This is a genomic window from Microbulbifer sp., from assembly GCF_036563125.1.
GTDB lineage: Bacteria > Pseudomonadota > Gammaproteobacteria > Pseudomonadales > Cellvibrionaceae > Microbulbifer.
Genome location: NZ_DATCMV010000159.1, coordinates 16,509 through 36,271, shown reverse-complemented (window position 1 = coordinate 36,271; position 19,763 = coordinate 16,509). Strand labels below are relative to the sequence as shown.

General features: G+C 60.0%; 15 protein-coding genes. 3 read left to right on the top strand and 12 right to left on the bottom strand.

The features are described from left to right. Positions 1 to 40 precede the first annotated feature (40 nt). Together VIL80_RS13510 and VIL80_RS13505 are read left to right on the top strand one after the other, a co-directional pair. The gene (locus tag VIL80_RS13510; RefSeq protein ID WP_332036620.1) at positions 41 to 2,989 is read left to right on the top strand and encodes a DUF6531 domain-containing protein; all 2,949 of its coding nucleotides are present in this window, start codon (positions 41 to 43) and stop codon (positions 2,987 to 2,989) included. Positions 2,990 to 3,141: 152 nt separating this feature from the next. Continuing rightward, positions 3,142 to 4,629, top strand: coding sequence for a lytic polysaccharide monooxygenase (locus tag VIL80_RS13505; RefSeq protein ID WP_332036619.1), 1,488 nt, complete (start codon positions 3,142 to 3,144; stop codon positions 4,627 to 4,629). Positions 4,630 to 4,687: 58 nt separating this feature from the next. On the opposite strand, the gene VIL80_RS13500 is transcribed toward VIL80_RS13505, so the two are convergent. Continuing rightward, complete coding sequence (locus tag VIL80_RS13500) at positions 4,688 to 5,884, bottom strand: multidrug effflux MFS transporter (protein ID WP_332036618.1); 1,197 nt, start codon at positions 5,882 to 5,884, stop codon at positions 4,688 to 4,690. A 187-nt stretch (positions 5,885 to 6,071) separates the two neighbouring features. On the opposite strand from VIL80_RS13500, the gene VIL80_RS13495 reads away from it, so the two are divergent. Beyond that, complete coding sequence (locus tag VIL80_RS13495; protein ID WP_332036617.1) at positions 6,072 to 7,088, top strand: succinylglutamate desuccinylase/aspartoacylase family protein; 1,017 nt, start codon at positions 6,072 to 6,074, stop codon at positions 7,086 to 7,088. A gap of 188 nt (positions 7,089 to 7,276) precedes the next feature. Here the strand turns inward: VIL80_RS13495 and VIL80_RS13490 are convergent, their stop codons facing one another. The 11 genes from VIL80_RS13490 to miaA form a co-directional block, all read right to left on the bottom strand. Continuing rightward, on the bottom strand, positions 7,277 to 8,503 hold the full coding sequence (locus tag VIL80_RS13490) for a lytic murein transglycosylase (protein WP_332036616.1): 1,227 nt from the start codon (positions 8,501 to 8,503) through the stop codon (positions 7,277 to 7,279). 133 nt (positions 8,504 to 8,636) lie between these two features. Beyond that, a complete protein-coding gene (gene trhA, locus VIL80_RS13485) occupies positions 8,637 to 9,302 on the bottom strand; it encodes a PAQR family membrane homeostasis protein TrhA (RefSeq protein ID WP_332036615.1) in 666 nt (221 codons plus the stop codon). 179 nt (positions 9,303 to 9,481) lie between these two features. Next, positions 9,482 to 10,129, bottom strand: coding sequence for a hypothetical protein (locus tag VIL80_RS13480; RefSeq protein WP_332036614.1), 648 nt, complete (start codon positions 10,127 to 10,129; stop codon positions 9,482 to 9,484). A 13-nt stretch (positions 10,130 to 10,142) separates the two neighbouring features. Beyond that, positions 10,143 to 11,540 carry a selenium-binding protein SBP56-related protein gene (locus VIL80_RS13475; protein ID WP_332036613.1) on the bottom strand — a complete coding sequence of 466 codons (1,398 nt, stop codon included), beginning with the start codon at positions 11,538 to 11,540 and terminating at the stop codon, positions 10,143 to 10,145. Between the two features lie 245 nt (positions 11,541 to 11,785). Then, positions 11,786 to 13,108, bottom strand: a complete 1,323-nt coding sequence (locus tag VIL80_RS13470; protein ID WP_332036612.1) for an adenylosuccinate synthase — start codon at positions 13,106 to 13,108, stop codon at positions 11,786 to 11,788. Positions 13,109 to 13,215: 107 nt separating this feature from the next. Further along, on the bottom strand, positions 13,216 to 14,406 hold the full coding sequence (locus tag VIL80_RS13465; RefSeq protein WP_332036611.1) for an ATP phosphoribosyltransferase regulatory subunit: 1,191 nt from the start codon (positions 14,404 to 14,406) through the stop codon (positions 13,216 to 13,218). A gap of 259 nt (positions 14,407 to 14,665) precedes the next feature. Beyond that, positions 14,666 to 15,541: a protease modulator HflC gene (gene hflC / locus VIL80_RS13460; protein WP_332036610.1), complete on the bottom strand. Its 876-nt coding sequence runs from the start codon at positions 15,539 to 15,541 to the stop codon at positions 14,666 to 14,668. A 12-nt stretch (positions 15,542 to 15,553) separates the two neighbouring features. Next, complete coding sequence (hflK, locus tag VIL80_RS13455) at positions 15,554 to 16,711, bottom strand: FtsH protease activity modulator HflK (RefSeq protein WP_332036609.1); 1,158 nt, start codon at positions 16,709 to 16,711, stop codon at positions 15,554 to 15,556. A gap of 96 nt (positions 16,712 to 16,807) precedes the next feature. After that, positions 16,808 to 18,145: a ribosome rescue GTPase HflX gene (gene hflX, locus VIL80_RS13450; RefSeq protein WP_332036608.1), complete on the bottom strand. Its 1,338-nt coding sequence runs from the start codon at positions 18,143 to 18,145 to the stop codon at positions 16,808 to 16,810. A 182-nt stretch (positions 18,146 to 18,327) separates the two neighbouring features. Then, on the bottom strand, positions 18,328 to 18,609 hold the full coding sequence (gene hfq / locus VIL80_RS13445; RefSeq protein ID WP_105102796.1) for an RNA chaperone Hfq: 282 nt from the start codon (positions 18,607 to 18,609) through the stop codon (positions 18,328 to 18,330). Positions 18,610 to 18,788: 179 nt separating this feature from the next. Continuing rightward, positions 18,789 to 19,763, bottom strand: coding sequence for a tRNA (adenosine(37)-N6)-dimethylallyltransferase MiaA (gene miaA / locus VIL80_RS13440; RefSeq protein WP_332036607.1), 975 nt, complete (start codon positions 19,761 to 19,763; stop codon positions 18,789 to 18,791).

Genomic DNA, 19,763 nt, shown 5'->3' with positions numbered 1-19,763 from the left:
GCTGCCGCCGCTGGCCCAGTGCCAGCGCGTTGCCAACCATGTGATCGCCGCGAACGGCGAATTGGCGTTTTACCGCACCGACTTTGAGTTACCCGGCCCATTCCCCTTTCGCTGGCAGCGCTTTTATCGCCAGAGCGCAGACACCGAACAGGGATTTGGCAACGGCTGGCGGCACACCTTGAGCGAGGCACTTCAGCTGCCGGAAGTGACCGCTGAAGCAGAGCCAAAGGTAATCCTACATACCGCCGAGGGGCGCAGCATCGCTTTTGATCTGCCGGCCATCGGTCACGCCAGTTTCAATCGCTGCGAGCGCCTGTACCTGCTGCGCCAGAGCTTGCACAGTTTTCTTATTGGTGGCTTTGCCAAAGCAGACAAAATTTTTCGTGCGGATGGTATCGGCCACGTCGCACCACTGTGTGAAATTCGCGACGCCTTCGGCAACACACTCAGCGTGGACTATCGCAACGGTCAGCCACACAAAATTATCACATCCTGGGGACGCACACTGGAATGCATTTTTGACGGCGCAAAGCTGACAAAAATCATTAACACCCAGTCTCCCGGAGACTGGCCGTTGTGCAGCTATAGCTTTGATGATCAGCACCTTTTGGCGGGCGCTGAGGCCGGCGGTGACTGCGAAAGCTATAACTACGAAAATGGTCAGCTCAACACCATCACGTCACTCAATGGCAGTATCCGATTTTCCTTTGACAGGATCGGACGCTGCCACCAACTACAACAAGATTCACTGGAATTCGATCTGCGATGGCAGGCATCGAGACGACAGTGCACACTTACCTGTGGTGACCGTCACGATACACTCTGGCAATTCGATGAGCGCGGAGATCTGATTCTGGAACGACAGGGTCAACGGGAATCGCGCTTCCTTTACGACCATTACCGCAACCTATGCCTGCACCAGGAGGCGGACGGTCAGCGCACCCTGTTTCGTCACGACGAGTTCGGTCGTTTGCTGCGTCGCACTCGCAATGGCATGCACCAGCGTTTCACCTACGACTCGCAAGGGCGTTTACTTGTCGCCGCGAATGTCGCACCACAGGCAGATGCAGTGCGCTGGATATTCAGTTACGGCGAGCGATCGCGACCAAGTACGATCACGGATCCTGCAGGCCATAAATGGCGCTGCGATTACGATGAGCGCGGGCAGTTGCGCCAGCTCACCGACCCTGAAGCGGGGATTATTACCCTGCGCTGGGATGGGCAATCCCAGCTGCGAGAGCTACAGCGTGGGGATCGCCATTGCCGTTTCAATTACGACCAGATGGGCAGACTAAACAACTGCAGTGGCCTTCACCTGCGCAAATGCGAATGGCAGTACGACGCCAACGGAGCGCTGATCCGGACAGAAATTGGCGGTAGCACTTTCACTATCGTCAGAGACCAGCAGCAGCGGCCATGCGCCATCAATCAGGGTACAGTGGACAGTGCGGAGCCGTTGCTGCAGTGGCAGTACGATGAGCACAATCTCATCCGCCATGTGCACTTAGCCAGCAGCCTTCCCTGGAGTCTCGCCTACAACCGGCATGGACAGCTGTCCGGACTGGGTATAGGCGACAGTAATTTTCACTGGTGCTACGACGGCTACGGACGCCTACGGGAATTCTCCGACCATGGGGGTAGAAAGCGCGAGTGGCAGTATGACGAGAACGGCCAAGTGAGCGAGTACCGTGACAGCGATAACCACTGGTATCTCGAATATGACGCAAGCGGAGCGCTGGCACAGATTCGCAACAATAACGGTCAGCACTGTCGCTTTCATTTCGACGATGGTGGCCGCCTTGTTCTTGCATCGAATGACTACTGTCATCAACGCTTTCGCTACGACAACCGCAATCGACTGATTGCGGAGCACCACGACATCACTATCGACAACCGCCGCGAAAGCCTCAGCATTAATCACGATTACGACGCGCGCGGCTGGCTGCGGACATCCAGCTCAGACAACATCAATATCGCCTACATCTTCTCTGCCAGTGGTGCACTCTACGGAATGGATGCCAATGGCAAGATGCTGTTGCGCACCGAATGCGAAGATTCCGGTATTGATGAAAGTAGTGGCATGGTGAGCGAGACTTGGAACCTCGGTGATTACAAAGTGGAGCGGCATTTTTTCCACGGCACGCTTGGCTGCATTGCTCTCGCTCCCGAACACTCCAACGAAAACCCTGAACAGTGGCGCTGGCAAGTAAATCCAGAGGGAGCAGCCGCAGCCGGAGTTCACGTCATTCCGGACTTTATCCTCACGCGCGCCGAACCGTTACCGCAGGCAACTGCGGATCTCTATGACCAGCGCGGGAATATTGTGAATGAGGTGCGTGCGACCGCCGGCGAGCAACTGTATTACCAGTACCAGTTCGATGGCTGGGGATTGATGCACAGTGCCGAGTGCGGCGACTTCAGCACCTATTTCCGCTACGACCCGTTTGGACGCCGGCTCATGAAAACCAGCAGCCACCGCCGCTCCCACCGACAGCGGCGGGTATCCAGTTACTGGAGCAGCTTCGGCCTCTGGCATGAAACCTCGCGACTCGACGACAGTCGAACCACCACCCACTACCTGCACCATCCACTGCACCACAGCCCACTGGCGCGGCTTACACGTGTCGATGCGCACAGGCGCGAGGAAGGCAACTCAGCCCACGAGCAGCGGCATTTCTATGTCGCAGACGACAGCGGGCACCTGCTGGCGCTGTTGGATGCGGACGCCCCGGAAAAGACGCCGCTCTGGGACTGTCAGCAGGAACCCTCCCCGAATAGCCGAGGCCCCGGAGCCTTCCGCGGTAGCGATGGTATCCTCGATGGCGAGACGCAACTGGTCTACCGGGAATTCAGTTACTGGCACCTGGCGGTCGATGGTATCTGGTCCGCACCGCTGGATGCCGGTCAGCGCCTAGTTTTGGACGGCCGCGACGGGCTATCCACCGACCGCGAATACATCACAGTTCCGCTTTCCGACACCCCAAATTAGCACGATTGTGCACCTTATTGGCGCCCGCTCCCCTTTGCCTGGGAGCGGCTTCCATTAGCATGGCGAACGCAAGACAGCGTTGTCATTTGTGTATCCGTGACCTGCTGCCCACGCACACCGACAAGACAAACAACAATAAGCAGGAAATCGCCATGAAATTCACCGTCCGCAAAGCGGGCCGCAGGCCCGCACCGCCCACGGCCGCCACCCTCGCCGTCATCGCTAGCGCCGCACCACTGCTGCTCGGAGCCTTCAGTCAGGTCACCCTGGCGCACGGCACCATGGAGGTACCCGAAAGCCGTATCTACAATTGCTTTCTCAACAATCCGGAAAACCCCTCCGACCCGGCCTGTGCCGCAGCCAAGGCAGTGGGCGGCTCGCAACCCTTCTACGACTGGAATGAAATTAACCAGGCGAACGCCGACGGCAACCACCGCGCGCTGGTGCCGGACGGCCAGCTGTGTGCCGGAGGGCGCAGCAAGTACGCGGGCATGAATCTCGCCCGCAGCGACTGGCAGGCGACGCCCATCACCCCCAATGCAGACGGCACTTTTGATTTCCGATTTCGCGCCACCGCCCCCCACAGTACCCGCGACTGGATTTTCTATGTCACCCGCCAGGGCTACAGCGGCAGTGAGCCGCTGAAGTGGGATGATCTGTTTGAATTCTGCCGCCATGGCAATGTGCCGGTGGGCGCGGACAAGCGCTACACCCTCACCTGTCCGCTGCCACAGCTCACCGGTAAGCACGTGATCTTTACCACCTGGCAGCGCAATGACAGTACCGAGGCCTTCTATTCCTGTGCCGACGTCGTGCTCGGCGGCGGCAGCACCAGCGCTTGGGCCGACAAGGGGGCACTGCAGGCACAGTCGAGCCTGCCCGCCGGCAGCCAGGTGACCCTACGCCTGTTCAATAGCAGCGGCAACGACCTGGAAAGTATCGCCTACACCCTGGGCCAGGATGCCACAGCGTCGGACTGGGCACTGGGATTCGCCAACGCCGTCAACTCTCAATCCCAATATGCCCGCATCGGTGTGCTCGACCCGGCCAGCGACACCATCGCACCGGTGCAGAGCGCCTCCGGCAATCGCGTTTACACTCAGGCAGACCTGAACCTGAGCCACGAGGTGGACATCCAGCCGGCGGATACCAACGCAACCCCAAGTGCCGTCATCGACGTCTCACCCAGCAGCCTGACCGGCGCCGGGGTGATCAATTTGTCTGCCAGTCAGTCCAGCGACCCGGATGGCGATGCCCTGAGCTACCGCTGGCAGATCCTGAGTGGCGCCGGTGCAATCCTCAGCAGCACCAGCGATGTGAACGTAGCACTTGGCCTCGATGCTCCGATGGAGGCGCAGACGGTCACCATCGAACTCGCAGTGAATGATGGCCAAGCCACCGCGACGACTACCGCCAGCATTGCGCACATACCCGAGTCCACCGGAAACGGGGATTACGATTACGTGTATCCCGCAGGCATCGGCAGTTACGTGCCTGGAGAGACCGTAGTAGTCGGCGGCGACGGCGGCCTCTATCAGTGCCGCCCCTTCCCGGAGGGACAGTGGTGCAATATCAACAGTGCCTACCATTACGGCCCGGGCACCGGGACCAACTGGGCTGATGCCTGGATCGAACTCTGATCCGGCAATAAAAAAGCCCGGCATATGCCGGGCTTTTTTTGTCGCAATGCGCGCATGCTCAGGTCGTTGCCGGAGCTACTGACTGGCGCAGGGTCAACAGGAATAGCAGTACCGCCAATACTCCGCAGATGGCGATGGCCGCCACCAGTGTCAGCGGAGACCCGTCGAACGCTGCACTCACAATGCCGATGGCGGCCGCCCCGAGCATCATCTGCAGTGTGCCGCCGAGAGCCGCGGCCGTGCCCGCGATGGGGCCGTGCTCATCCAGCGACAACACCATGCTGGTGGGTACGACAAGGCCAAGGAATCCGTTGCCCAGCAGCAACAGCCCCACCAACACTCCAAAGTCATCGACACCCAACAGGTTCAGCAACAGGTTCAGCAGCGCGCTCAGGGCAAAGCCGGTCACCGCCCATTTAACGACAGACACTCCGCCAAAACGCTCACACAAATTGGCCGCAAACTGGCTGCTGACAAAAAAGCCCAGCGCGTTCATGGCAAATGCCAGGCTGAACTGGGTAGGTGTCAGGCCGTAGTAATCCGTGTACAGGAAGGCAGCGATGGACAGAAACGAAAAGAAACTCGCCATCGCCATACCGCCAATCAACGTCATTCCCATGAAATAGGCATCTTGCAGCAATACCCGGAAGGCATCGAACATGACGCTCAGCCTGATTGGCGCGCGCGCGGACGCCGGCAGTGTTTCCGGCAGCGCAAAGCGGATCAGCATAAGACTCGCCACAGTCGCCAGCGCCACCCCGTAAAACACCGCCGGCCAGCCGAACGGTTTCATCAGCAGACTGCCGACCAGAGGCGCCAGCATGGGAGAAATGGATACCACCAGCATGATCGTCGTCATCAGACGCGTGGCTTCGGTGCCGGTATAGCGGTCGCGGATGATCGCGCGCGGAATCGACATTACCGAGGCAGCACCGACTCCCTGCACAAAGCGCAGAGCGATGAGCCACTCGATGGTGGGCGCCAGTGCGCAGCCCACGGAGGCGAACAGGAACAGTACCAGCCCGAAATACAGCGGCGGTTTGCGCCCGAACATATCCGCCGCCGGACCGTAGAACAGCTGGCAGATGCCGAACGCGATGAAGAAGGACACCAGGGTGTACTGGGACATCGCCGTCGGCACCCCGTAATCCTCTGCCATGGCCGGCATCGCCGGCAGGTACATGTCGATGGCGAAGGGGCCAACACAACTCAATAACCCGAGAATCAGGGCCGTTTTTATCAATTCGGGTTTCATCGCCACCTACATCCAGCTTTATCCTTTCCGGACGCACGCCGCCCGAACTTCACCTGATTCTAACAGTGGCAGGTGACAGATCCGCAACCTCACTCGCGGATATCCACAAACCAGCTTTCTGACTTCCACCAACCGGAAAGTCACTTCTACAATAGACGTCACATCCAAGCAGAAATAACAACAACCCATGGAAGATGTAATCACCATCGCCGGTGTCGCTGTCGCCCGCGGTGAAACCCGCAAAATAGAACTGCCCATCGTGCGCCTGTATACCGATACGGAAATGGGCATCCCCGTATACGTAAAGCGTGGAAAAAAATCCGGCCCCACCATCTTCGTGTGCGCTGCCCTTCACGGCGACGAGCTAAACGGAGTTGAAATCATCAGTCGCCTTATCAACAGCAAGGCGCTGCGCTCCCTGCGCGGTACCCTTATCGCCGTGCCGGTGGTCAACGTCTATGGCGTGTTGCAGCATTCCCGCTACCTCCCCGACCGCCGCGACCTCAACCGCTCCTTCCCCGGCTCCGCGCGCGGCTCCCTGGCCGCACGTATGGCCCATGTATTCCTCGACGAAATCGTCTCCAAGTGTGATTACGGTATCGACCTCCACACCGGTGCCCTGCACCGCAGCAACCTACCGCAGATCCGCGCCAATCTCGACGACCAGCAAACCCGCGCCATGGCCGCCGCCTTTGGTGTCCCGGTACTGTTGAACTCCACCCTGCGCGACGGCTCACTGCGCCAGGCTGCCGCCGATCTCGGCGTGCGTATCCTGCTGTATGAAGCCGGCGAAGCCCTGCGCTTCGACGAATTCTGTATCCGCGCCGGCGTAAAAGGGGTGCTCAACGTCCTGCGCCACTTGCAGATGCTGCCCCCAAAAAAATCCCCTCACGGCATCGAACCCTTCATCGCCCGCCGCAGCGGCTGGCGGCGCGCCGGCGACAGCGGCATCGTCAACCACAAACGCCACCTCGGCGACCATGTGCACAAAGGCGACACCCTCGCCACCATCGCCGACCTCTATGGCAACGAGCTGGAAAAAGTGGTCGCGGACGCCGATGGCATCATTATCGGCATGCAGAATATTCCGCTGGTGCAGGAGGGAGAGGCGATGTACCACGTGGCCTATTTCCACGAACCCAATGAGGTACTGGAAAATCTGGAATTGCTGCAGGACACACTGCTGCCGGAAGAAAATTACTGAATCAGCTGCTTACGAAGTGTAGAAACTTGAAGTGAAGGTCAGGTAGCGGGAGAAGCATTTCGAAAGCGTCGGCGACAAGGACGTCGCCGACGCAGCGTACAGGGACGTATTGAAGGGGGGCGCCCAGCTCGGTTTCGAAATGCTTCACCCGCTGCCTGACAGCCACTGGACCAGAAAATACCGCTTTATTATTTCTTACGCAGCAATTCCAAAACTTCTTTACTCGGGAAGCCCTGCAACTCAACGCCGGCACTCTCCTCAAACTTGAGAATCGCCTTGCGCGTTCCCTCGCCGGCCTTGCCGTCGATCTCACCGTCGTAGAACCCCTTCTCCTTCAACTTGGTCTGAAGCTCCACCACCTCATCCTGATCCAGCTTGGTAAACGGACGCTTCCAATCCTTCGTCAGAGGCTCCGCCCCACCGATCTGGTCCGCCAGAATCCCCACCGCCAACGCATAGCGATCGGAATTGTTGTAACGCTTGATCACATAGAAATTCTTCAGCACCAGAAACGCAGGACCACCGCGCCCCGCCGGTACCTTCAACTCCGCAACATCATCAGGGCGTGGAAACGCCTGTCCGCGCACCCGCTTCACCCCGAGCTTTTCCCACTCCGCAATCGTTAACTTGCCCGCCGGCAGCTTGCGCTCAGGAATCGTCACCTCATAGCCCCAGGTCTCTCCGGTGCGCCAGCCATTTTTGTTCAACAAACTGGCCGCCGTCGCCAGTGCATCCGGCACAGAATTCCAGATGTCGCGCTTGCCGTCGCCATCCATATCCACCGCGTAAGCCTGGTAACTGGTGGGGATAAACTGGGTGTGCCCCATCGCACCCGCCCAGGAGCCGGTCAGATGGCTCTCGTCGATATCACCACTTTGCAGGATTTTCAGCGCGGCCAGCAGCTGGCTGGTGCCGAACTTTTTGCGTTTGGGGTCGGCATAGGCCAGGGTGGCCAGGGAGCGCACCACACTGCGCATCACATTCTGGTTGTCCAGGATCGCACCGAAGCTCGATTCCATCGACCAGATCGCCAGCAGGATGTTCGGGTTTACCCCGAACCTCTTATCGATTTTCTCCAGCCAGGGCTGTAATTCCTGTTTCTTCTCGCGCCCGCGCTTTACCGCATATTTGGTGATGCGGTTGTCGAAGTACTGCCATGCCGGCGCCTTGAATTCCGGCTGGAAGCTCGCCTTGTCCAACACCCACTGATCCGGGGAATCGATTCCCTTGAAGGCGCGGTCGAACGTCTCCGCGGTAATCCCCTCACTCAGCGCCTGTTTGCGGAACTCCCGCTTCCACTTTTCAAATCCGGGGTCCGCTGCGGCGGCCGCCAGCATTGGCAACAAGAGCAGCGCGGAAAATAAAAAAGACATCAAACCGAAGCGGCGCGTCGGCGCCGTGGTGGACTGGACCATGACAACTCCTTGGCAAAAACAGCTCGCACAAGGGTAGAACGGAAGCCCGTCAACGGAAAGGGAGGAGAAGCGCCAGTCACTCAGGCTGTGACCGGACCGACACTCTTTTCAACGGAGGATTGCGAAGTTGGAATTATGCCGCCGGCGGGATCACATAAAACAGCACAGCAAAGAAATGCAGCACACCGCCCGCCAGTACGAACAGGTGCCAGATGGCGTGATGGAAACGCAAGCCGCGCCACAGGTAAAAAGCAATACCGCCGGTATAGCAGAGACCGCCAAGTACCAGCAGCCACAGGCCACCGGGCGCGAGGTTGTCCATAAGCGGCTTGATTGCCGCGATTACCACCCAGCCCATCAGTGCACTCAGGGTAATGGACAGGGCACGAACCTTTTTCAGCGGCGTGAACTGGATGATCAGCCCCAGTAGCGCCAGCCCCCAGATCACCACGAACAGCGACCAGCCCCAAGGCCCGCGCAGGGTCACCAGGGTAAACGGTGTGTAGGTACCGGCGATCAACAGAAAAATGGCGGAATGGTCCAGGGTGCGCAGCACCTGCTTGGCGCCCTCGTGGGTAATGCTGTGGTAGAGGGTGGACGACAAGAAACACAGGATCAGGGTGGCCGCATAAATGCTGCTGCTGACGATATGCCAGACATCCCCGCGCAGGGCCGCGAAGCCACACAGCACTCCCAGTCCGGCAATGGCCAGCAGTGCCCCGATACCGTGGGTGATGCTGTTGGCAATCTCCTCGGCGAAGCTGTAGCGCTTGCTCACGCTGGCGGACATGCTGGACATAATGAGTTCCCGATCTGAATACGACTGCCAGTATGGCAGAAAAATGTGACCATATACTTAAGATTGGTCTAATCATCTGGGTTTCCGCCCGGAGTGACAAGCGCTGATTGGGACCGATCGGTATCCATGTCGCTCAGAGTCCACCAGTAATCAGCGACAACGACCGCTTTTATGGAGCATTACATCGCCATCAGTACTGCAATCGCCGCTGCGAGCAGTAGAGCAATCGCCCAGATCAGATCAAAGTTAATCCAGTGCTGACGCAGAATGGCCAGGCCAAGCTTGCGGTATACCAGCCACGCCGTCACCCCCATTACGAGCAACATGGCCAGGGTGTGGACTCCCACTGCCAACAGTATGCTCGCTCCTCCCGGCATGCCGTGACCCGCGTGGGCACCCTGCCCCATTTCCGTGGCGGCCATGCCGATCAACGCGGGCACCACCATAAGGCCAGCGCCGTGAGCAGTGGCCATCAGGAAGGACCATAGAAACAGGTCGCGCAGACCAACTTTCATCCCAACCCAGCGGGGGTGTCGGTAGTAATTGAACAATTTGTAGAGGCCGAACAGCAACAGTGCGGCCGCGGTCAGCCACTGCAGGGCCGCCAGGGAAATCAGCCGCGAGCCCAGCAGGACCAACGCGGCGGCAAATGCGATCGCGAGAGCATGGCCTGCGGCGATGGGTAACAGGGCGACCCATATCACCCTCTCGCGCTGCTGTTGCAGTCCGAGAGAGAGCGCAAACAACCAGCCCATTCCGGGATTAAGGCCATGAAATGCGCCAAAACCCAGCATTGCCAGCCAGGGCGCCAATGCCGCTAAACCCATGTGATCCACAGGCTCACGACGGGTAGCAGAAGGAGTCGGTGGAAGCGTCCCCACCTTCCAGGCGAATCTGGTGTACCCGGGTTTCGCCAAAATCTACGAAGAAATCCGGATCCAGTGCCATGCCGCCCTCCGGCTGCACGTTCACTTTCACCATCCAACCACCCATTTTGTCCGGGTAAAACTGGTCGTCCCAAGTGCTATAGAGCGAGTTGGTGAAATAGACCCGCTTGCCATCGCGACTGATTTCCACCATCTGCGGCCCGCCCAGCAGGGGTGCGCCGGCCTTCGGGTGCGGGGTTTTGTTAACGATTCCGCCGATGGTTACCTTTCCGGCCAGGATGGGCTTGAGCGGATCAGATACATCGTACTGCAGCAGCTCCCCCGTGCCCCAGCACGAGACGTAGAGGAAGCGGTCATCCAGGGACAGGTCAATATCGCTGACCAGTGGCGGCACCGCGCCAAACGGCTTGAGTGCCGGGGGCAGTTCGTCCTCGGAGGCAGGTACCGCCGGAATGGTGATGACCTTGTCCACGGCCCACTGTCCATCCTTGCGGTGCCAGTACCAGATGGAGGCGGACAGATCCTCGGTACTGATGACAACCCCGGCAAAGCCATAAGCCTTGCGCGGATCGTGGGCGGGCCTCAGCTCGAGCGCCATCTGGTGCTGCGGGCCGAGGTCGACGGTCTGTACCAGCTTGCGCTTGCGCAGGTCCCAGAAGTGCAGGCGATGACCGTATTTATTCGCCAGCAGGTCCTGGGGCACCAGCCCGTTCTCAAACTGGTGGGGCTTGGCCCACTCGCTACTGACCAGTACATCTTCCGCCAGATGCCACCAGAAGTCATAGGCCAGCTCCTGGTCCCCGCGGTCAATTTCCCAGGGACCTTTCACCTCGAAACTGAAATGATCCAGCATGAAAATCCCACCGGGGCCGTCCTCACCATCGGCGGAGCCCATGGCGCTGACATAAATCGCATCCGGCCCACAGTGTACGGTGTGAGGACGGCTGTAACCGGACTTGGCCATGAGCTCATCCGGTTCGATCACTTTGGTGATGTGGGGATTTGTCGGGTCTGGCTTGGTATCGATGATGTACATGCGGGAGCTACGAATTCCGGGCACCACGAGATACCGCCGTTCCAGGTGCGGGTGGGGTGCAAACGGACACAGGGCGGAGCTGCAGGCGTTCCAACCGAAGTGATGCAGCTCGTCGCCGACATGTGGCAATTCCAGTGTGTTCAATACCGTGGCATAACGGTCGGAATCCGGATCAAGATCCACCACACAGATGGCGTCCGGCTTGTCGTTGCGGCCGTAATTCAGCGCCGCCACAAACGCATGCCGCTCTGGCGGCGCCGCCATCGCCATTTTTGGCGATGGATAAAAGGATGGATCGGGTTTCCAAAGTGCCATCTGACGCCCTCTGCAGGTCAATAATCCGCGTTTTCAACGAAATTGAGGGAGTATAGGGAAGGGTCGGTGGTTAACGGTGACACAGGGGCGGAGGGGAAAAATAGAGGCGCAGTATTGCCCAGGGAAAGTGCCCTGCAGAGGAGGGTTTCCGCTAATTAGCGGGCGCCGAAAACGGGCCGGGTCCGGAGAAAGGGAGACAGTCGGGACCGGCGGTTGTACACCGGTCCCGGGGCAAGGCGGGGATATCAGACGCTGGGGTTGTGGATACCCATTTCGCACAGGGCGGAAGATTCGCGCACGATGGTCTGCACGCGGTCCGGACCGGTGGAAATGATATCGATGGGCGCGCCCACCAGTTCCTCAATACGCGCGATGTAATCGCGCGCAGTCTGCGGCAGGTCTGCCTCACGGCGCACACCGTAGGTAGTTTCGTCCCAGCCCGGCATGGTCTCGTACACCGGCTCTACGCCTTCCCAGCCAGCCGCGTCAAACGGCACCGGCACTTCCTCACCGGCGGCGTTGCGGTAGCCCACACAGATTTTTACTTCTTTCAGGCCATCCAGTACATCCAGCTTGGTCAGGCACAGGCCGGAGATGCTGTTGATACGGATCGCATGGCGCACCGCGACCGCATCAAACCAGCCGGTGCGGCGACGACGACCCGTGGTGGCACCGAACTCGTGGCCTTTCTCACCCAGGTGACGACCTACATCGCAATCCAGCTCGGTGGGGAAAGGACCACCGCCCACACGGGTGGTGTAGGCCTTGGTGATACCCAGCACATAATCCAGGTACAGCGGGCCGAAACCGGAGCCGGTAGCGGTGCCGCCAGCGGTGGTGTTGGAAGAAGTCACATACGGATAGGTGCCGTGGTCGATGTCCAGCAGCGAGCCCTGGGCCCCTTCGAACAGGATGTGTTCACCGTTTTCACGGGCCTTGTGCAGGTGATCCGCCACATCGGTGATCATCGGCACCAGCTCTTCACGCCAGGTTTCCGCCAGCTTCAGGGTGTCCTCGTAGCTCACCGGATCGACCTTGTAGTACTGGGTCAGGGCGAAGTTGTGGTACTCCAGCAGCTCTTTCAGCTGGGCGCAGAAGTTGTCCCAGTTGCACAGGTCGCCGAGACGCAGGCCGCGACGGGCCACCTTGTCTTCATAGGCCGGGCCGATGCCGCGGCCGGTGGTGCCGATGGCCTTGTCACCGCGGGCTTTTTCGCGCGCCAGGTCCAGCGCAGCGTGCACCGGCAGGATCAGCGGACACGCCGGGGACAGACGCAGGCGTTTGCGCACCGGCACGCCCGCGGCTTCCAGACCCGCCATTTCTTTCAGCAGGGCTTCCGGGGACAACACCACGCCGTTGCCGATCAGGCAGGTCACGTCCGGGCGCAGCACGCCGGAGGGAATCAGGTGCAGTACGGTTTTTTCACCGTTGATCACCAGGGTGTGGCCGGCGTTGTGACCGCCCTGGAAGCGGACTACCAGTGCGACTTTTTCGGTGAGCAGATCGACGATCTTGCCTTTGCCTTCGTCGCCCCACTGGGTGCCCAGCACCACTACATTCTTGCCCATGTGCGTAAATCTCGTGTCGTCAGTTCAACGTTGGACGGGCGGATAAAAGGAGCGGCCGCGCCCGTCGTGCGGCCTGGAATTCTTCAATCAACTGGATAGTCTAGGGTTCAGGAGCGCGGCTTCACCACCCAGGTGCCGCCTTCCCGAACCAGCTCGCGGTCACAGCGAGCCAGGGTTTCGGTGTCGTCGCAGCCCTCACCGGGCATCGCACTGATCACCACCTCGCCGCTGGCGCGCAGGGCGCCGACGGTCCGCCACAGCTCGGCACAATCGCTCGCGGGAGCCAGGATCGCCCTCTCTTCAGGGGCGCCGTTCTGCCCCAACGCGTTGATGGCGGCCAGATCGGTACTGAACCCCGTGGCCGCGCGGTCGCGCCCGAATACGGCGCCGATACCGTTGTAACGGCCGCCGTTGGCCAGTGCCTGGCCGTGGCCCGGGGAGTAGGCGGCGAAGACCAGTCCGGTCTCGTAGTCGTAGCCGCGCATTTCACCGAGATCAAAAAACAGGGTCACCTGCGGGTAGCGGCGCGCCACGGCGTCGGCCACCTGCTGCAGTTCTTCCAGCGCGCTGACCAGTGCCCGCGGTCCGTTGGCAAACACCTCGCGCGCGCGCACCAGGCATTCACTGCCGCCGGCGAGGCGCGGCAAGGCGCGCAGCCAGCTCGCCGCCTGCGCGTCGGCCACATTTTCCTCGACCCAGCGCTCGATATCCGCCACCGCCTTGCTCTGCAGCAGTGCGGTAAGTGCCGCCTGCTGCTCGCTGTCGAGTGCTGCCGCCTCCGCCAGGCTGCGGAAAATGGCCACATGCCCCAGGTCGAGGTGGATCTCGCGGATGCCGGCACTACTGAGGGTTTCGAGCATCAGGCTGATGACTTCGATATCGCCCTGCAGGCTCTCAACGCCGTAGAGTTCGGCGCCGATCTGGATCGGCGCGCGCGGGCCCATCGGCGCACGCGGGCGGGTATAGAGCACCTGGCCCGCATAGCAGAGACGGTTGGCGCCGCTGCGGGGAAAACTGTGGGAGTCGATGCGCGCCGCTTGTGGCGTGATATCCGCGCGGATCCCCAGGCTGCGCCCGGAGAGCTGATCGGTCACGCGAAAGGTTCGGAGATCGACGTCTCGCCCCATGCCAATCAGCAGGGAGTCGGTGAATTCCACCATCGGCGGAATGATCATCTCGTAGCCCCAGCGGTGGTAGAGATCCAGCAGGTTTCTGCGCAGGGTTTCCACCCGCTTGGCGTCTGCGGGCAAAATCTCGGCGATGCCATCCGGTAGCATCCAGCGTTCAGCTTGGGTCATGGTGTGGGCGTTCGACAGTTAACGGTACGGTTCTGGACCGTGACAACTTCAATCCCGGCGAGCGGATTTTGTGGTCAGGCAGTCAGCCAGAAGACGTCCACCGCACCGACACAAAAAAACCGGGCGCCGGCCCGGTTTGGGGGATTTTACCACTAATTGGCTGGGATGTGGCCAGTCCCAACTGGATTGGGGCCACTGTCTCGCCCATGGCGGTATCGGTGTCCGGTACCGCCATGGAAGTTCGCGAGTAAGGACGGGGTTATTTACCGCTCGGGTCCTTCAGGTAGCGGAAAAACTCGCTATCCGGCGCCATCAGTAGCATATCGCTCTTGTCCTTGAAGGACTCGCGGTAAGCGGTAAGGCTGCGGGAGAAGCGGTAGAACTCCGGGTTCTTGCTGTAAGCGTCGGCATAGATCTTTGCCGCTTCCGCATCCCCGGCACCGCGCAGTTCTTCCGCCTGGCGGTAGGCCTCGGCCTCGATCACCACTTTCTGGCGGTCGGCATTTGCACGGATCCGCTCGCTGGCCTCCTGGCCTTTGGCGCGGTGATCACGCGCCTGTAGCTCACGCCCTGCGCGCATCCGCTGGAATACGGACTCCGATACTTCCGGTGGCAAATCGATGCGCTTTACCCGCACATCGACAATTTCCACCCCGAGATCTCCCTTCGCCGACTCATTCAGGTTCTTGGTGATATCGGCCATCAGCTGGTCGCGCTGGCCGCTCACCACTTCGTGCAGGTCACGCACACCGAACTGGTTACGCAGGCGGTTGTTGATCTGCTCCGCCAGCAGGCGCACGGCATTGCGCTCATCACCGCGAGTAGCCACGTAGAAACGACCAACGTCCACAATGCGGAATTTGGCGTACGAGTCCACCATCATGAACTTATTTTCGCTGTTCAGCATCCGCACCGGTTGCGAATCCACGGTCTGGATACGGGCATCGAATTTGCGCAGCTCATGTACCAGCGGCAACTTGAAATACAGGCCGGGCTTGTAATCGGTGCGCACGAGCTCACCAAAGCGCAGCAGCACCGCCTTCTCGGTTTCCTTCACCACAAAAGCGCAGCTGGACAGGACCAGTAAACCTATCAGGATCAGGGCGATGACAAATAATGATTTATTGCTGTTCATTACATCTCTCCCTTAACGCACTTCGCGGGCGCGACGGCTGTTGTTGTTCGCTTCCGTACGCAACTGGTTGATCACCCGCTGTGAAATCTCATCGATCACCTGGGGAGTAACCTGCGGGCGCTGACTCGCTGAGGTAGCAGAACTCTCCGCCAGCTTGTCGAGCGGCAAATACATCATGTTGTTACCGCCTTCAACATCCACCATCACCTTGGAAGTGTTGCTCATGACGTCCTGCACCGTATCCAGGTACATACGCTCACGGGTCACCTCCGGCGCGCGCTGATATGCGGTGAGCAACTGCTCGAAGCGTGAGGCTTCACCACGAGCGCTTTCCACGACGCGGGATTTGTACGCTTCCGCTTCTTCCAGCATGCGCTGGGCCTGACCGCGAGCCACCGGAATTACCTGGTTGGCATAGGCCTGGGCCTCGTTCTGCAGGCGCACCTCATCCTCGCGGGCGCGCACCACGTCATCGAACGCGTCCTGCACTTCCCGCGGCGCCTTGGCATCGGTGAGGTTCACCACGTCAACGCGGATACCGGTCTGGTACAGGTCCAGGTATTCCTGCAGGCGATTCTGGGTTTCCGCTGCGACCTGGGTACGATTCTGGGAGATGACGCCGTTCAGCGTCTGCGAGCCCACGATGTGACGCACCGCGCTGTCGGTGGCCTCTTGCAAACTCTTGAGCGGATCGGCAACGCGCAGGACGAAGGACTCCGCATCGTCGATGTGCCACTGCACCTGCAGCACCACGTCCACAATGCTCGCGTCCTCGGTGAGCATCTGGCCGGTGGTGCGCTCGGTACGCACTTCGGTCATATTCACCTTGGTGACATTGTCGATCAACGGCGGATTCCAGTGCAGACCGGAGTTGACGGTCTCGTGATATTTACCGAGGCGCAGCACCACGGCGGACTGGCTCGCATCCACCTGGTAAAAGCCCCACAGGCCGTAAACCACCGCGAGTACGATCAGCACCAGAGACCAGGGGAAACTGCCACCGCCAACGGGGCTGCCGTCATCTGATGGGGAGGGCTTGCCGCCGAACAGGCCGTTCAGCTTTTGCTGCATCTTGCGCAGCAGTTCGTCCAGGTCTGGGGGACCGTCATTGTTGCGATTACCACCACCCCAAGGGTCCTTGTTATTACCACCCGGTTCATTCCAGGCCATTGGTCAACTCCAATTCAATCAATTTATTAATCGTTAGCTGTCGCGAAATTCTAGCATTTTCCCCCGCGACGCTGTGTTTCTATACGACGCCTGTGCTCAACTGGCTTCCCAGTCTTCCGGTTTTGGCTCCGCTTCGGGGTTTTCCGGCAACCACTGCGGTGGATTGCCCACTTCGCGGAAGGGCGCGAGCAGCCGCTGCAGTTCAGAGCGCGGCATAATCACGTGCAATTCGGCGTCGCCATTATCCCGGTAACTCTCCTGTTGTACCGCGTTGCCGGCAAACAGTTGCGCGCGCAGGCGCGCATGTTGCGGCGGGATCACCAGAGCACCACTCACCATCTGGTTGCCGAGGCGCTCGGCGATGGCTTCCACCAGCAGGTCGCAACCGGCACCGGTGACCGCCGACAGCCACACCGCTCGCGGCACGCCCTGGTCGTCGCGGTCGATACGTGGCTCCATGTCCGCCAGCAGGTCGATTTTGTTGTACACCATCAGGTGTGGCAGTTCCGCCGCACCGATTTCCTCGAGCACCAGCTGCACCTCCTCGATCAGGTGCAGGCGGTTTTCCGCCGCCGCATCCACCACGTGCAACAGCAGAGAAGAACTCGCGGCCTCTTCCAGGGTGGCGCGGAACGCCTCGACCAGGCGGTGCGGCAGATGGGAGACGAAACCCACGGTGTCGGCGAGGATCATCGCCCCCACATTCGGCAGGTCCACCCGGCGCATGGTCGGGTCCAGTGTTGCAAACAGCTGGTCGCGAACATACACATCGGCATCGCTGACACGGTTGAACAGGGTAGATTTGCCGGCGTTGGTGTATCCCACCAGAGACACGGTGGCGACATCCGCGCGAGAGCGCGCTCGACGCCCCTGCTCGCGCTGGCGGCGCACCTTGTCCAGACGTTTTTCGATAGCGTCAATGCGCGCGCGCAGCAGGCGACGGTCGGTTTCCAACTGTGTTTCACCGGGACCGCGCAGGCCGATACCACCCTTCTGTCGCTCCAGGTGGGTCCAGCCCCGTACCAGGCGTGTAGACATGTGGCGCAGCTGCGCCAACTCTACCTGCAACTTGCCCTCGTGAGTGCGGGCGCGCTGGGCGAAAATGTCGAGAATCAATCCGGTGCGGTCGAGCACCCGGCACTTGAGCTCGCGCTCGATATTGCGCTCCTGGCTCGGCGACAAGGTGTGATCGAAAAGCACCAGCTCTGCACCGTGCTTTTGCACCATCTCGTTGATTTCCTCCAGCTTACCTTTACCGACAAAGGTTTTAGGGTCTGGCTTGGCGCGAGTGCCGAAGATGAATGCTACTGGATCGGCACCGGCCGACAGTGCCAACTCTTCAAATTCACGGGGGTCATCGGGGCTGTCGATGGCGGAAAGCTCCAGGTGTACCAGCACCGCAAGTTCACCGGATTCCGGGCGATCAAAAAACAAGGATTATTCTCTTGGGTTCAAAAAAGCACCAGAACTCTGGCGCCGAACAACAGACGCCCCGGGCATGCCGGGGCGCTGTCGGTAACTGTATTGCTCAGGTCAACACCACCGCGAACCAATCAACTTTGCCCCCCCTCATCATCAGAAAAGAGACCAGCACTGGCACCCGGTGGTGATCAATCTCAGCCGAAGGTTTCGCTGCCGCCTTCCGGACCAGCGCCTTCACCGCCCGGACCAGCCGGGTTCATCAGCGGTACGCGCACAGCGCGGGAAGGTACTACGGTGGAAATCGCGTGTTTGTAAACCATCTGGCTTACGGTGTTTTTCAACAGCACTACGAATTGGTCGAAAGATTCAATCTGGCCCTGCAGCTTGATGCCATTGACCAGATAGATAGAAACCGGGATACGCTCTTTACGCAAAACATTCAGGTAAGGGTCTTGTAAGCTGTGCCCTTTTGACATCTTTTTTCTCCTTGCCAAAAGATAAACCGCCAGATGACGCACGATCGCGCCCGCGAATCCCGCGGACTAAAGACGGCCATGGTAATGAGGCGTATAAAAAAGAGCCAAAAGTTAACAAGGCTCTGTGAATAACTGACTGATATGGGCCGGATACACCTGCCCACTCACGTTATGGCTGCTCAACCGAGAAATTTCAAGGCCTCAGTCAACATTTCATCTAATTTGCGCAATTTGCCGCCAGCCTCCTGAGCATAGATGCAATGCACATTTGGCCAGCCTCGCAGCCAGGTGAGCTGGCGCTTGGCCAGCTGGCGGGTGGCGGCGATACCGGCTTCCACCATTTGCGGGTAATCCGTATCGCCGTCCAGGTATTCCCACACCTGGCGGTAGCCGACGGCGCGAATCGCCGGCAGGTCTTTGTGCAGGTCGCTGCGCGCGCGCAGTGCTTTCACCTCGTCGATAAACCCGTTTTCCAGCATGCGCTCGAAGCGCAGGGCGATGCGCTGGTGCAGTATCGCGCGGTCGCGCGGCAGGATCGCCAGCTGCTGCACCCGGTAGTGCGCAAGCGGCGACTCAAGCTCCTGCTCCGCGCGCAGCTGCGTCATGGTCTTGCCCGTGAGGTGGTACACCTCCAGCGCGCGTTCGATCCGCACCGAGTGGTTCGGATGCAACTGTGCGGCGAGTTGCGGGTCGACCATATCCAACTCGCGGTGCAGCGCAGGCCAGCCCTCTTTTTCAGCGCGCGCTTCAATCTGCGCACGAAATTCCGGGTCGGCCTCCGGCATTTCCGCCATGCCCTCCAATAGAGCCTTGAAGTAGAGCATGGTTCCGCCCACCAGCAGGGGAATTTTTCCCGCCGCGGTGATTTCTTCCATCGCTGCAAGCGCGTCCACACGGAAGCGCCCGGCGGAATAGCTGTCGGCGGGATCGCATATATCGATAAGGCGATGGGGGTAGCGGGCCAGCTCCTGCGGGGTGGGCTTGGCGGAACCGATATCCAGCCCGCGGTACACCAGCGCGGAATCCACGCTGATCAGTTCCACCGGCAGGTGGTCGCTGATGGCCATGGCCAGATCGGTTTTACCGGAGGCGGTTGGCCCCATCAAAAAAATCGCACGGGGTTTTTCGCTGCCCGGCTCAACGGGGGAGCTCAT